The 13,823-nt window shown below is 63.9% G+C and carries 12 protein-coding genes; 8 read left to right on the top strand and 4 right to left on the bottom strand.

Annotation, left to right across the window (positions count from 1 at the left end; genetic code table 11):
• Positions 1-16: 16 nt before the first annotated feature.
• Both BLT09_RS18315 and BLT09_RS18310 read right to left on the bottom strand, forming a co-directional pair.
• Entirely contained in the window at positions 17-1,333 is a 1,317-nt protein-coding gene (locus BLT09_RS18315) for an extracellular solute-binding protein (RefSeq protein WP_091595650.1), read from the bottom strand.
• 359 nt (positions 1,334-1,692) lie between these two features.
• Complete coding sequence (locus BLT09_RS18310; protein ID WP_091595380.1) at positions 1,693-2,376, bottom strand: TetR/AcrR family transcriptional regulator; 684 nt, start codon at positions 2,374-2,376, stop codon at positions 1,693-1,695.
• Between the two features lie 114 nt (positions 2,377-2,490).
• On the opposite strand from BLT09_RS18310, the gene BLT09_RS18305 reads away from it, so the two are divergent.
• The 3 genes from BLT09_RS18305 to BLT09_RS18295 are packed head-to-tail and all read left to right on the top strand — an operon-like array spanning position 2,491 to position 5,049.
• Complete coding sequence (locus BLT09_RS18305) at positions 2,491-3,687, top strand: Tm-1-like ATP-binding domain-containing protein (RefSeq protein WP_091595648.1); 1,197 nt, start codon at positions 2,491-2,493, stop codon at positions 3,685-3,687.
• An 11-nt stretch (positions 3,688-3,698) separates the two neighbouring features.
• A complete protein-coding gene (locus BLT09_RS18300; RefSeq protein ID WP_413468410.1) occupies positions 3,699-4,625 on the top strand; it encodes a phosphoenolpyruvate hydrolase family protein in 927 nt (308 codons plus the stop codon).
• Positions 4,626-4,629: 4 nt separating this feature from the next.
• Positions 4,630-5,049, top strand: coding sequence for a cupin domain-containing protein (locus BLT09_RS18295; protein ID WP_091595378.1), 420 nt, complete (start codon positions 4,630-4,632; stop codon positions 5,047-5,049).
• Between the two features lie 207 nt (positions 5,050-5,256).
• Here the strand turns inward: BLT09_RS18295 and BLT09_RS18290 are convergent, their stop codons facing one another.
• Positions 5,257-6,459: a M24 family metallopeptidase gene (locus tag BLT09_RS18290; protein WP_091595376.1), complete on the bottom strand. Its 1,203-nt coding sequence runs from the start codon at positions 6,457-6,459 to the stop codon at positions 5,257-5,259.
• A gap of 281 nt (positions 6,460-6,740) precedes the next feature.
• Between BLT09_RS18290 and BLT09_RS18285 the strand changes: the two genes are divergently transcribed.
• The 5 genes from BLT09_RS18285 (at position 6,741) to BLT09_RS18260 (ending at position 12,233) form a co-directional block, all read left to right on the top strand.
• Positions 6,741-8,351, top strand: a complete 1,611-nt coding sequence (locus tag BLT09_RS18285; protein ID WP_091595374.1) for an ABC transporter substrate-binding protein — start codon at positions 6,741-6,743, stop codon at positions 8,349-8,351.
• 276 nt (positions 8,352-8,627) lie between these two features.
• Positions 8,628-9,614, top strand: coding sequence for an ABC transporter permease (locus tag BLT09_RS18275; protein WP_091595372.1), 987 nt, complete (start codon positions 8,628-8,630; stop codon positions 9,612-9,614).
• Positions 9,611-10,441, top strand: coding sequence for an ABC transporter permease (locus BLT09_RS18270; protein WP_091595370.1), 831 nt, complete (start codon positions 9,611-9,613; stop codon positions 10,439-10,441). Before BLT09_RS18275 ends, BLT09_RS18270 begins: the two co-directional genes overlap by 4 nt.
• Positions 10,438-11,433: an ABC transporter ATP-binding protein gene (locus tag BLT09_RS18265; protein WP_167366472.1), complete on the top strand. Its 996-nt coding sequence runs from the start codon at positions 10,438-10,440 to the stop codon at positions 11,431-11,433. The genes BLT09_RS18270 and BLT09_RS18265 overlap by 4 nt, the downstream gene beginning before the upstream one ends.
• Complete coding sequence (locus BLT09_RS18260) at positions 11,430-12,233, top strand: ABC transporter ATP-binding protein (protein WP_091595368.1); 804 nt, start codon at positions 11,430-11,432, stop codon at positions 12,231-12,233. Before BLT09_RS18265 ends, BLT09_RS18260 begins: the two co-directional genes overlap by 4 nt.
• On the opposite strand, the gene ggt is transcribed toward BLT09_RS18260, so the two are convergent.
• Complete coding sequence (ggt, locus tag BLT09_RS18255; RefSeq protein ID WP_091595366.1) at positions 12,227-13,813, bottom strand: gamma-glutamyltransferase; 1,587 nt, start codon at positions 13,811-13,813, stop codon at positions 12,227-12,229. The genes BLT09_RS18260 and ggt overlap by 7 nt on opposite strands.
• Positions 13,814-13,823 lie beyond the last annotated feature (10 nt).

Genomic DNA, 13,823 nt, shown 5'->3' with positions numbered 1-13,823 from the left:
CGAGCGTTAGTGCCGTTTACTTCACGCGGTTGTATTTCTTGAACGTCGCGTTCCAATCCGCGGCGAGCGCATCGAGCACTTCCTTGGCCGTGCCCTGATTGCCGGTGATGTAGGGATAGACGCGTTGGTTCATCTGGATGAGCAGTTCGGCATATTCCGGCGTCGCCCAGAAGTCCTTCACCTTGAACATGGTTTCGTAGAAGGCCTTGTTGTATGGCGTGGCGTTCTGGAATTCAGGCGACTCGAGCACCTTGGCGCTTGCCGTGTAACCGCCGAGTTCCGCCCATTTCTTCTGCGTCTCGTCCTTGATGAACCATTCCAGGAACTTCATCGCCTCTTCCTGATTCTGGGAATAGGAGACGACGGAGATGCCCTGGCCGCCGAGCGCGGCGAACTGATCGCCGTTCGGTCCTGGAGGGTTGGCGAAGAAGCCGGTGGCCTTGGCATTCGGGTTGGAGGCTTCGTTGATCAGCGCCGGGAAGAAAGCGAAGTAGTTCATGCTCATCGCCGCCAGGTTCTCGGTGATCGCCTGGTTGTCCTCGATGAAGAAGCTCTTGGCCCAACCAGGAGGGGTGAAGGAATAGAGCTCCTTGTAGGCCTCGAGCGCCTTGACGTTCTGCTCGGAGTTGATGATCCCGTCGACCTTATAAGTGGCATAGTCGCCAAGCTCGCCGCCGAAGGAGAAGATGGCGTTCTCGACGCCCATCACCAGAGCGTCGTAGGAGTTATCGGTATAGATGGCGACGCCGTAGCGCTTCTCGTCGGGACGGTGGAAGAATTCGGCGATGTCGCGCAGCTGCTTCCAGTCCTTCGGCACGCCGAGATCGTAGCCGTACTTGGCTTTGAAGGCCTCCATCTCCTTCGGATCTTCGAACCAGTCCTTGCGATAGGACCAGCCGACCGCGTCGCCCTCGGCCGGTATCGACCAGTATTTGCCGGAGTTGGATGGATATTCGGCGTAGTATTTCACCGTCGCCGGCGCCATCACTTCCTTCAGATTGTGCTTGTTGAAGAAGTCAGTGAGGTCGACATAGTGACCGGCCTCGGAGGCGGCGCCGATCCACTGGGAATCGCCGACAACCATGTCGTAGGCGCTGCCCTTGGCGTTGAATTCGGTGAACGCCTTGGTCTGGAAATCCCCCCACGGCGTCGTCTCAACCGTGACCTTCACGCCGCTCTCGGCCTCGTAAAGGTTGACGAGTTCCTGCAAATAGTTCGCCGGATCCCATTCAGCCCAGAATATGGTGAGTTCCTTATCCTGCGCGTAGACGGACGTTCCGCAGGCGAGCACTAAGCCGATACCAGCAAGCATGCTGGTCATTGTCTTGCGCATGATGATTTCCTCCCTTGTGCGCATTCTACCGTATCATCCGAGCCGGCGGCGAGGCCGGCCCTGGTAGTTCCTTCCGTGATGGCGCCGTTCCGGTTTTCGAGCCTCCTCGCCCAACCGGAAATGGATCGCAGCCCTCACTTTCGACCCGCTATATTGTCCTGATCTGGTATTACCAATTTCGGACGCACGTCAAGCTCTTTCTTGGACGATGGCGGGGCCTCAGACAAGCAGATTTCAGCAACATCTGTCTGTTTTTCTTAAATTTTCCTACTCGTTGATACGCAAGGCCCTTGTTCGCGCTACGGCACATCGGCTATTGTCAGCAGTAGGCATCCCCATCTGGTCGAACCAGATCGATACTATTCCGCAGCTGTCGCCGGCGCAGGTCTGTTTCCTCCAGCCATCGATTCCGTCACTGCAGCCCGCACCAGCGCGCCGGCTGCCCATTGCGCTACCGACATCATCTTGCGGCTGTCCAGCCCCCATATATCCTTCAGCACGATCAGCACTTCGACGCCGAAGATCAGCGACAGGGCCTGTGCCAGGCGGTTGAATTCGCGTGGCGGCAGCCGGTGCTTGAGCGGTGCGATCGCGTCCTTGAGCAGATCGATGCGATGGCCGCGCGTGAAGGCCGGCTCGCCGTCCAGCGTGCCGGCCTGCCGCCGCGCCCACTGGTCGAGCGACAGCTTCAGCGCCGCCTTGAACGTCGCCTCGAAGGCTTCGATGCGTGGCATGGCCGTGTCGAACAGTTCGACGACGCGGCGCTCGGGATCGGCCGAGGCCGACTTCCAGGTGAGAATCGGCCCCAGCCCTTCATCGACCACCGCCTGCACCAGCGCCGCCTGGCTTGGAAAATACCGATAGGCGGTGGCGCGGGAGACTTCCGCCGCTTCGGCGACCTCGCTGACCGAGGGCGTGGCGCCCGCCTGCATCAGCCTTGTCGCCGTCTCCAGCATCAGCCGCCTTGTGCGGGCGCGCGGCCCGCGCGCTGCTGCAGAACCGGCGTCGTCGGGCACTGCGGCTGGTTGACGTGAGACATTCATGTCAATATGATACGCACGTCTCAAAAAATTGCAATGGCCTTTCGCGCTGCCGAACGGCCGGGCAAAAGAGCGGCAGGCGGCGACGCCGAGCGCGCCTCGAACCGGGGAAACGCAATGAAGCGCGTCTATGTGGTAGGCACCGCCGACACCAAGGGCGAGGAACTCGCCTTTCTGGCCGATGCGGTCGCCGCCACCGGTGCTGCTGTCACCCGCGTCGACGTCGGAACGCGCAACGCGACCGTGCCGGTCGATGTCTCGGCCGAAGAGGTCGCCGGCCACCATCCCGGTGGCAGCACTGCCGTGCTGGGCGTCGACGACCGCGGCACCGCGGTGGCGGCAATGGCCATCGCCTTCACCCGGATTGTCCAGTCGCGCACCGATATATCTGGCATGATCGGCATCGGCGGCGGTGGCGGCACTTCGATCATCACATCCGGCATGCGCGCGCTGCCGCTCGGCCTGCCCAAGATCATGGTCTCGACGCTCGCCTCGGGCGACACCGCGCCTTATGTCGATGTCTCCGACATCGTCATGATGCCGTCGGTGACCGATATGGCCGGCTTGAACCGGCTGTCTCGCGTCGTGCTGCACAACGCCGCCCAGGCGATAGCAGCCATGTCTGCAAAACCGGCGCCGCCGCCCGACGGCAAGCCATCGATCGGGCTCACGATGTTCGGCGTGACCACGCCATGCGTGACGTCGATCGCCGACGAGCTTCGTTCGAGCTATGACTGCATGGTCTTCCACGCCACCGGCACCGGCGGCCGCACCATGGAGAAGCTGGCCGACAGCGGCTTGCTGTCCGGCGTCATCGACATCACGACGACAGAAGTCTGCGACCTCCTGTTTGGCGGCGTTCTGCCGGCAACCGAAGACCGTTTCGGCGCGATCGCCCGCACGAAACTGCCCTATGTCGGCTCGGTCGGCGCGCTCGACATGGTGAATTTCTGGGCGCCGCCGACCATTCCGGAACGCTATAGCGGACGGCTGTTTTACGAGCACAATCCGAACGTGACGCTGATGCGCACGACGCCTGACGAAAGCCGCAGAATCGGCGAATGGATCGGCGCCAAACTGAGCCTCTGCGAGGGTCCGGTCCGGTTCCTCATTCCCGAAAAAGGCGTTTCGGCGCTCGACATCGAAGGCGGCGCCTTCTTCGACCCTGAAGCCGATGCAGCACTCTTCGAGGCCATCGAGCGCACGATCATGCCGGATAACACACGTCGCGTCATCCGCTTGCCGCTGCACATCAACGATCCCGAATTCGCCAAGGCTGCGGTTGCGGCTTTTCTCGACATCGCCAGACAGTGAGAGACGAAGCCATGCCCGCCATACCGCGCAAGAAGATCCTGGAAAAGTTCCGCAAGATGATTGCCGGCGGCGTGCCGATCGTCGGCGGCGGCGCCGGCACCGGGCTGTCGGCCAAGGCCGAGGAGGCCGGCGGCATCGACCTGATCATCATCTACAATTCTGGCCGCTACCGCATGGCCGGCCGCGGCTCGGCTGCCGGCCTGCTCGCCTATGGCAACGCCAACGAGATCGTCAAGGAAATGGCCTACGAGGTGCTGCCGGTGGTGAAGAAGACGCCGGTGCTGGCCGGCGTCAACGGCACCGATCCCTTCGTCATCATGCCGCTGCTGCTGGCCGAGCTGAAGACGATGGGTTTTTCCGGCGTGCAGAACTTTCCGACCATCGGCCTGTTCGACGGCCAGATGCGGCAGAGTTTCGAGGAAACCGGCATGGGCTTTGGGCTTGAGGTCGACATGATCGCCGCAGCACACGAGCTCGATCTCCTGACCACGCCCTATGTGTTCAACCCTGATGAGGCGCACGCCATGACCAAGGCCGGCGCCGACATCGTCGTCGCTCATATGGGGGTAACCACCGGCGGCTCGATCGGTGCGACGTCGGCCAAATCGCTCGACGACTGCGTGACCGAGATCGACGCCATCGCTGAAGCGGCGCGTGCCGTGCGCAAGGATGTCATCCTGCTTTGCCATGGCGGGCCGATCTCGATGCCGGACGATGCCCGCTACATCCTCGAACGCTGCAAGGGCCTGCACGGCTTTTACGGGGCAAGCTCGATGGAGCGGCTGCCGGCGGAAGCGGCGATCGCCAGGCAGACTGCCGATTTCAAGGCTGTCTCGCTGGAGCAGCGGAGCCAAAAGTCGGAACCGGTTTTGGGAAAATCCGATGCGCAAACGAAAAAAAGCGGCGCCAAGACGACCGCGAAGAAAAAGAAGGGATGAGACTATGACCGACAAGAGCAAGGTGTTTGTCTACCCGAAGGATGTCAGCGCCTTCGGCTTCGACTGGGGCAGGCTGTCGTTGACGGTGGCTCCCGAAGTGAACGGCGCCACGCGCTTTTCCGGCGGCGTCGTCGACCTTCCGTCCGGCAAAGGCCACACACGCCACAATCATCCGGGTGCGGAAGAGATCATCTTCGTCATATCAGGCAATGGCGAGCAGATGGTCGAGGACGAGGACGGCAATCCGGTCGTTGAGAAGGTTGGCCCCGGCTGCACCATCTATGTGCCGGAAAGCCGCTTCCACTCGACACTGAACACCGGCGATGCGCCCATGCAGCTTTTCGTCGTCTATTCGCCGGCCGGGCCGGAGTTGGCGCTGCGCGACCTGCCGGATTTCAGGCTGCTGCCGCCGGGCGAGAAATAGGCTCTGCACACCCGCCTCCTTGTTTGCGGCAGGGCTAATCGCATTTGTAGTTGCCCCCTCATCCGGCCGCTTCGCGGCCACCTTCTCCCCGAGGGGAGAAGAGTAGGCGCCGTCGCTGGCGATCTCCTCTCCCTTCGGGGGAGAGGTCGGATCGTCCCGAATTGCCCTTGCAATTCGGTTGGCAATCCGGGTGAGGGGGCAGCGCCTTCATTGCAAGGCTGTCAAACTCCGCCCCCTGTTCCAACCCCGTCCCCTATCACCAAACATCACATAGCCGCTATCGGTGACCGCCAGCGTGTCCTCGAGCTTGATGAAGCCGCGCGTCGGGTGCAGCATCGTCGTCTCGACCGAAAGCACCATGTTTTTCTCCAGCGGCTTTTCGGCATAGGTGCCTTCATAAGTCACCGGATGATTGGTCATCAGGAACGGCGCCTCATGGGTGATCAGTCCCATGCCGTGGGCGAAGAAATCGGTATAGGGCGCGACCTTTGACGCTTTCAGCACGCCTTCCGCGTAGGAAATCATGTCACCACCCAGCGTGCCGGCGCGTACCTTCGAAAAGGCGGCCTGCTGCACCGTCTCGACTTCGGCCAACAGATCCTCGAGTTCGGCATCCGGCTCGCCGAGAATGCCCATGCGACAGAGGTCGCCGATATAGCCGTGATAATTGCCGCCGGAATCGATCGACATCACCTCGCCCGTCTTCCAGGCCTGCGGCGAGCCGGCGCGGTTGTGGCTGGCGCCGAGCGTCAACAGGCAATACTCGAAATGCGCGCCGCGATTGGTCTCCTCGCGCCGCAGCTGCTCGATGATCTCGGTCTTGGTCGTGCCTTCACGGGCCCAGGCAATGGTCGCCAGCATGGAATCGGTGATCAGTTCGGAGGCGATGCGCAGCTTCTCGAGCTCCGCATCCGTCTTGATCGCCCGCATCCGCTCCAGCATATCGGTCGCATCGACAAGCCTTGCATCCGGCAGCGCCTTGCGGATCAGCGTGTAGGCGTCAGACGGCAGGAAGGCCGGCTCGATGCCGATGCGGGCGTCGCCCTTGCCGATTTTCGCCAGGTGCTCGACCGCGAGATTGGCGGCGTCGAGCGTGCCCCAGCAGGCGGCGTGCAAGGTCGGCGTCCAGAACGGGTTGTTCTGGTGCTCGGCGCCCTCCATGCGGTTGCCGATATAGGCGGCGTGGTCCGGCCCGCCCTTCTCGTAGACGACGACAGGCAGATAGCGGCTGTGGCCGATCGCATCCATGGCGGCGAAGAAGATGAACTTGTAGCCGCCAAGCAGATATTGCGTGTTGTGCTTGGAGGTGGCGAGCAGCACATCGATGCCGGCTTCCTCCATCAGCCGGTCGACCCTGGCATGATCGAACGGGATGGTGCTGACGGCATTTTTACCCGGGGCGACGTTCATCTTTCTCTCTCTCCCTGAATTCCCTGACCGCACGATCAGATCGCGGCAGTTCTCAGTCTGGTCTTACCGAGATAAGTCTGGTCCTACCAGATAAGGTCGGCTTGAACCGCTTTCTGTAACTGGTCCAGCGGACGATATTTTCAAAGCCACGTGAGGATGCGCCAAATCCGTCTCTGGCGAAACCCTCGGCAAGGCTCATAATCACCCTTTGCAAGGATGCCGTCTGGCGTCCGAGGGTAGTGGCCACCCGGCCGAGTGGCTGAGAGGGACGGAGTTCGATCATGTCAGAGGTCACGATTTCCAGACGCAGCGTGCTTGCCGGTTCGGCACTGCTGCTGGCTTCGACGGCGCTGCCGACGATCGGCTGGGCACAGACGCCGAAGAAAGGCGGGCGGCTGGTCGTCGCCGCCGATTCCGAGCCGCGCAACCTCAACCCGGCGATCGTCGCGTCCAACGGCGTCTTCTTCATTTCGAGCAAGATTGTGGAACCGCTGGCCGAGGCGTCCTTTGACGGCAAGGACGGGCTCGACCCGCGCCTGGCGACAAGCTGGGAGGGCGCCGCGGACGGCTTGTCGGTGACGTTCAAATTGCGCGAGGGCGTCAAATGGCATGACGGCAAACCTTTTACCTCCGCCGACGTCGCGTTCTCGGCGCTGCAGATCTGGAAGCCGTTGCAGAATCTCGGTCGCACCGTGTTCAAGGATCTGGAGGCGGTCGACACCCCGGACGAGCTGACCGCGGTGTTCAAATTCGCCAGGCCGACGCCGTTCCAGCTGATCCGCAACGCCTTGCCGGCGCTGACCAGCGTGGTGCCGAAGCACATCTACGAGACAGGCAAGATCGAAGAGAACCCGGCCAACAACGCCCCGATCGGCACCGGCCCGTTCAAATTCGCCGAACACAAGTCAGGCGAATATTACCGGTTGGAGAGGAATGGCGACTATTGGGGCCAGGACCAACCTTACCTCGACGAAATCATCTACCAGGTGCTGCCCGACCGCACCTCGGCGGCAAGCGCGCTTGAGGCCGAAGAGATCCAACTCGCCGCCTTTTCCGCGGTGCCGCTGGCCGATCTCGACCGCATCTCCAAAGTGCCTGGCCTCAAGGTGATCACCAAGGGTTATGAGGCGCTGACTTATCAACTCGTTGTCGAGATCAATCATCGCCGCAAGGAGCTGGCCGACCTGAAGGTGCGCCAGGCGATCGCCCACGCCATCGACAAGGATTTCGTCGTCAAGACGGTGTTCCTCGGCTATGCCGCCACCGCCACCGGCCCGGTGCCGAAAAACGATCCGCAGTTCTATACGGCCGACGTGCCGACTTATGTCTTCGACGTGGCCAAGGCCAACGCCCTGCTCGACGAAGCCGGCTACAGCAAGGGTGACAACGGCAAGCGCTTTTCACTGAAGCTGCTGCCGGCGCCCTATTTCAACGAGACAAAACAGTTCGGCGATTATCTGCGCCAGGCGCTCGCCGCCATCGGCATCGACGCCCAGCTGGTCAACAACGACTCGGCCGCGCATATCAAGGCGGTCTACACCGACCACGCCTTCGACCTTGCGGTCGGGCCGCCGGTGTTCCGCGGCGATCCAGCGATCTCGACCACCATCCTGGTGCAGAGCGGCATCCCGGACGGCGTGCCGTTCTCCAACCAGGGTGGCTACAAGAACGACGAACTCGACGCCCTCATCGCCAAGGCGTCGGAGACGCTCGACCCCGCCGCGCGCACCGAGCTTTACAAGGAGTTCCAGAAAAAGGTCGCGGCCGACCTGCCGCTGATCAATGTCGCCGAATGGAGTTTTATCAGCGTTGTCAGAGACACGGTGGGGAATGTCGCCAACAACCCGCGCTGGGCGGTGTCGAACTGGGCGGACACCTATTTGGAATCGTGACACACTCGCGCGGATGAAAATTCGCAGCGAAGTCTGTGTGGAAACTTGGTCAAATGCCGAGTTCCTTCACACCCCCCTCTGTCCTGCCGGACATCTCCCCCGCAAGGGGGGAGATTGGCTGGCCGCAACGTCGGCTCAATTGCCTGCTGCGTTGACGATTGGCGAAATCGCCGATGACATCCGATCTCCCCCCTTGCGGGGGAGATGTCCGGCAGGACAGAGGGGGGTGCCTAGGCTCGGCATTTCTGTTGATCGGCCCAAGCAGCCGGCGCCGTCATGACCCGCGCCCTTCTCCTCCTTCGCCGTCGGCTCGTCGGCAGCGTCTTCGTGCTGCTGATTGTCGTTATCGGCACTTTCCTTTTGCTGGAAGCCGCCCCCGGGGACGCGGTCGACGCCTATATCGCCTCGACCGGCGGCGACGCCGGCATGATCGAATTGCTGCGCCATCGCTGGGGCCTCGACCAGTCGGCGCTGACGCGGCTGGCGACCTATCTCTGGGCGCTGCTGCATCTCGACCTCGGCCAGTCGGTGACCTTTTCGCGGCCAATCCGCGACGTCATCCTCGAGCGCCTGCCCAACACGCTGCTGTTGATGGGCAGCGCCACCGCGCTCTCCTTCGGGCTCGGCTCGGCGCTCGGCATCTATGCCGGGGCCAGGCCCGGCGGCTTTCGCGACCGCTTGCTATCGATCGGCTCGCTGGCGCTCTATGCCGTTCCCGGCTTCTGGCTCGGGCTGGTGCTGATCATCGTCTTTGCCGTCGACCTGCGCTGGTTCCCGATCGGCGGCATCGAGAGCATCGCGTCGGGCAAGACCGGCCTTGACCGCGCGGCCGATATCGCCCGCCATCTCGTCCTACCAGTGTCCGCACTCGGCTTCATCTATCTGGCACTCTATCTGCGCATGATGCGCGCCGGCATGGCCGAGGTCTGGCGGCAGGATTTTGTCCTCGCCGCCCGCGCCAAAGGGCTCTCCCGCCGCCGCATCGTGCTCGCCCACGTTGCCCGCAACGCGCTGTTGCCGCTGGTCACCATGCTCGGCCTGCAATCGGCGCAGATGCTCGGCGGCAGCGTCGTCATCGAAAGCGTCTTTTCCGTGCCCGGCCTTGGCCGGCTGGCGCAGGAAGCGGTGGCAGCGCGCGACACGCCGCTGCTGCTCGGCATCATCCTGGTCAGCGCCGTTCTGGTCATCGTTATCAATCTTCTTGTCGACATCGCCTACGCCTTCCTCGATCCGCGCGTCGGCGCCAGCGAGGCCGGCGCGTGAGCCCGCTTCGCCGCTTTCTTTGCACGCCGGAAGCCATCGCCGGCGCGATCATTCTGGCGGCGCTGTTCGCCATGGCGCTGACCGCGCCTTTGTTCTTTCCCGGCGACCCGCAAGCCATTGCCGGGCCGGCATTGCTGCCACCCTTTCAGGACTGGTCGCTGCCGCTCGGCACCGACCGGCTCGGCCGCGACGTGCTGGCCGCGCTTCTCCACGGCGCCCGCACCTCGCTGGCGGTCGGGCTGGCGGCGGCTGCAGCAGCCCTTGCCGTCGGCGCTGTAGTCGGCACGCTGGCCGGCTTTGCCGGCGGTCTCGTCGACGAAGTGCTGATGCGCATCACCGACGCCTTCCAGACCGTGCCGAGCTTCCTGCTGGCGCTGGCTTTCGTCAGTGTCGTCGGGCCGTCGCTCGGCGTCGTCGTCGCGGCGATCGCGCTCGGCGCCTGGACGGGGCCGGCGCGTGTTGCCCGCGCCGAAGTGCTGTCGATCCGCGAGCGCGATTTTGTCGCCGGCGCCCGCGTCATCGGCATGCATCCGCTGGAGATCGCCTTTCGCGAAGTGCTGCCCAACGCATTGCCGCCGGTGCTGGCGCTGTCGTCGGTGATCGTCGCCGCAGCGATCCTCACCGAAGCAGCCCTTTCGTTTCTCGGCCTCGGCGACCCCAACCGCGTGACCTGGGGCGGTATGATCGCCGAAGGTCGCGCCGTGCTGCGCACCGCGCCCTTTCTGTCGATCATTCCGGGCGTGGCACTCGTGCTGACCGTGCTCGGCATCTATCTCGCCGGTGAAGGCGTCGTCGAAACGGCTGCGGTGAGAAGGAGCCTGTCGTGACAGCGCTGCTTTCGATCCGCGATTTGACGGTGACCTATCGCCGCGACGGCAGCGAGGTGGCGGCGCTGAACCATGTCAGCCTCGATGTCAGCGCCGGCGAGCGCTTCGCCATCATTGGCGAGAGCGGCTCGGGCAAGAGCACTCTGGCGCTGGCCGTCGCCGGGTTGCTGCCGGCTTCCGGCAGGATTGACGGCCGTATTGATTGGTTTTTGCCATTGTCGCCCTTTGGTGCCAAGGCACCCCCCTCTGTCCTGCCGGACATCTCCCCCGCAAGGGGGGAGATTGTGCTGTCATCTCTGCTTTCGCCAATTACCGACGTTGGTGAAAACGAACCGTCGACGGAACTGCCGATCTCCCCCCTTGCGGGGGAGATGTCCGGCAGGACAGAGGGGGGTGCGACGGAACGCCAGCCTAAATTCACCCCCCTCGGTGGCCGCGATATCGGCTTCGTCTTCCAGGACCCGTCGGCCAGCCTCGATCCGGTAATGGCGGTTGGCGAGCAGATCGCGGAAGTCGCGCACACGCATCTTGGTCTGACGTGGTCGCAATCCTATGCCAGGGCAAAAGCCCTGCTCGAACGCGTCCGCCTGCCCGACCCGGACGCCGCCTTGCGCGCCTACCCGCACCAGCTTTCCGGCGGCCAGAAGCAACGCGTGGCGATTGCCGCAGCGATTGCGGCCGGTCCGAAACTGCTGATCGCCGATGAGGCGACCAGCGCGCTCGACACCATCGTGCAGGCCGAGATCGTCGCGCTGATCCGGCAATTGGTGGCCGAGGACGGCATGACGCTGCTGTTCGTCAGCCACGACATCGCGCTGGCCGCCGAACTGGCCGAGCGCATCGCCGTGTTCCGGCACGGCGAGCTTGTCGAGCTCGGCGCGACGGCGCAGATCGTCGCCAGCCCGCGCCACGCCTACACAAGAGCGCTGCTCGACGCCCATCTCGGCCTCGACGCCGAACCGCTGCTGCAGCAGTCAGGAGCGTCGCGGTGAGCAGCCCATTGCTGGCCGTTTCCGGCCTGACCAAACGATATCGCCGCGGCGGCAAGACAATCGCCGCCGTCGATGATGTGTCCTTCGACATCGAGCCCGGCGAGACGCTGGCGCTGGCCGGCCCTTCCGGCAGCGGCAAGTCGACGGTCGCGCGGCTGCTGCTGCGGCTGATCGAACCGGACGCCGGCCGTATCGAGTTTGAAGGTGGCGATTTCCAGGCCCTGAACGGTACTGCGTTGCGCGCACGGCGCGCGCGCGTGCAAATGGTCTTCCAGGACCCGCTCGCCGCCTTCAATCCGCGCGCCAGCGTGGCGCGCGTGCTTGACGACCCTTTGCGCATCCATGGCATCGCAGCCCGATCAGCACGCCCGCGTCGCATCGCCGCTCTGCTCGAGCGCGTCGGCCTGAGCGCTGATCTCGCCGCCCGCGCCATCCACGAAATCTCGGGCGGCCAGCGCCAGCGCATCGCGATCGCTCGCGCCATCGCCACAAACCCGTCGCTGATCATCCTCGACGAGGCAGTGTCCGCGCTCGACGTATCGGTGCGCCGGCAGATCCTGCAATTGCTGCTCGATCTGCAACGCGAGCAACGGATCGCCTATCTTTTCATTTCGCATGATCTCGGCGTCATCAGCGCCATCGCCCATCGTGTCGTCATTCTCGATGCCGGCCGCGTCGCCGAAAGCGGCAACGCCCGCGCGGTCATCGGTACCCCACAGTCGGCGATCGGCAAGGCGCTGGTGGCGGCAGCGCCAAGACTGAACAGGACCGGCACGCAGGGCGCAGCGGACCGTCAGTAACCCAGCGCGCAACCATCCTTGCGTGGATCGGACGCGCCGGTCAGCGTGCCCTTATCCCAGTCGATCAGCACCAGCTGGCCGCCGCCATGCGGCTCGGTTGGGATGGACACGTCGTGGCCGCGCTCGCGCAGGCCGGCGATCGCCTCGGCCGGAACGCCACGCTCGGCCTCCACTGCGTTCTGGCGGTAAAACACTCTCGGCGCATCCAGCGCCTCCTGCGGGTCCATGCCGAAATCGATCATGTTGGTAAGCAGGTGGACATGGCCGAACGGCTGGTAGCCGCCGCCCATCACGCCGAACGGCATGACCGCCCTGCCCTTGGCTGTCACCATGCCCGGCATGATGGTGTGCATCGGGCGTTTCCCCGGTGCGATGCGGTTTGGATGGTCCGCGGCCAAGCGGAAGCTGCTGCCGCGATTCTGCAGGACGACGCCGGTCCTGGGGCCGACCACGCCGCTGCCGAACGAACCAAAGGTCGAGTTGATGAAGCTGACCGCATTACGGTCGCGGTCGACCACGGAGATGTAGACGGTATCGCTGGGCTGAAGCTGCAGCCGTGGCAGATGCGTCATTGCGCGCGCCGGATCGATCTCGGCGCGAAGCTGGTCGGCATGGGATCTGGACAACAACTGCTGCACGGGGACATGGACCTGGTTCTGGTCGCCGATGAAATTGTCACGGTCCTGATAGGCAAGCCGCCCCGCCTCGATCTCGAGATGAAAGCGCTCGGCGCCGTTCGGTTCCAGCGAACCGAGCGAGAAGCCCGACAGCACATTCAGCATGATCAGTGCCGTCAGCCCCTGGTTGTTCGGCGGCATCTGATGAATGTCGTAGCCCCGGTAGGATGTGCCGACCGGCCTGACATAGTCGCCCTTCGTCGCCGAAAAATCCTCGAGCGCATGCAGCCCGCCAAGCGCGCGCAGACGCGACACCATGTCGTCGGCGACCTCGCCTTCATAGAAGCCGGCACGGCCGCGGCGCGAGACGATGCGCAGGGTCTCGGCCAGTTGCGGCTGCCGGTGCTGCTCGCCGGCCAGGGGCGCCTTTCCATCCGGCAGAAATATCCGCGCGGCATGTTCGTCGGCGGCCAGCAGGGCAGCACTTTCAGCCCAGTCGAAGGCCACGCGATCTTGGACGACATAACCCTGTTCGGCGTAATGTATGGCCGGAGCGAGCGCGGCGTCGATGCCTTTCCTGCCATGATCATCGAGCAGCCGGCACCACGCGTCGACGGCGCCCGGCACGGTGACCGCGTGCGGACCGGACTCAGGCAGTTCGTCGTGCCCCCTGTCCAGATACCACTGCGCCTCTGCTGCTGCCGGTGCGCGGCCGGAGCCGTTGAAGGCCAGAACCTCGCCTTGACCGTTGGGACAATAGAGGACGAAACAGTCGCCGCCGATACCCGTCGATTGCGGCTCGACCACCGCCTGCACCGCCGCCGCGCACACGGCTGCGTCCATTGCATTGCCGCCGGACCGCAGCATCTCGATCGCCGCCAATGTCGCCAGAGGGTGCGATGTCGCGGCCATCGCTTCCGTCGCACGAACCGGCGACCGTCCGGGGAGTTGAAAATCACGCATGCAGTTCAAT

It is taken from the genome of Mesorhizobium muleiense, assembly GCF_900099905.1.
Classification (GTDB): domain Bacteria; phylum Pseudomonadota; class Alphaproteobacteria; order Rhizobiales; family Rhizobiaceae; genus Mesorhizobium; species Mesorhizobium muleiense.
Note: the sequence above shows the minus strand (reverse complement) of the source record. Positions and strands in the feature narration are given on the sequence as shown.

Coding starts and splice junctions, on each gene's coding strand:
- BLT09_RS18315 (WP_091595650.1), bottom strand. CDS start 1,333: ATGCGCAAGACAATGACCAGCATGCTTGCTGGTATCGGCTTAGTGCTC.
- BLT09_RS18305 (WP_091595648.1), top strand. CDS start 2,491: ATGAAGCGCGTCTATGTGGTAGGCACCGCCGACACCAAGGGCGAGGAA.
- BLT09_RS18275 (WP_091595372.1), top strand. CDS start 8,628: ATGACCCGCGCCCTTCTCCTCCTTCGCCGTCGGCTCGTCGGCAGCGTC.
- BLT09_RS18310 (WP_091595380.1), bottom strand. CDS start 2,376: ATGAATGTCTCACGTCAACCAGCCGCAGTGCCCGACGACGCCGGTTCT.
- BLT09_RS18300 (WP_413468410.1), top strand. CDS start 3,699: ATGCCCGCCATACCGCGCAAGAAGATCCTGGAAAAGTTCCGCAAGATG.
- ggt (WP_091595366.1), bottom strand. CDS start 13,813: ATGCGTGATTTTCAACTCCCCGGACGGTCGCCGGTTCGTGCGACGGAA.
- BLT09_RS18295 (WP_091595378.1), top strand. CDS start 4,630: ATGACCGACAAGAGCAAGGTGTTTGTCTACCCGAAGGATGTCAGCGCC.
- BLT09_RS18290 (WP_091595376.1), bottom strand. CDS start 6,459: ATGAACGTCGCCCCGGGTAAAAATGCCGTCAGCACCATCCCGTTCGAT.
- BLT09_RS18285 (WP_091595374.1), top strand. CDS start 6,741: ATGTCAGAGGTCACGATTTCCAGACGCAGCGTGCTTGCCGGTTCGGCA.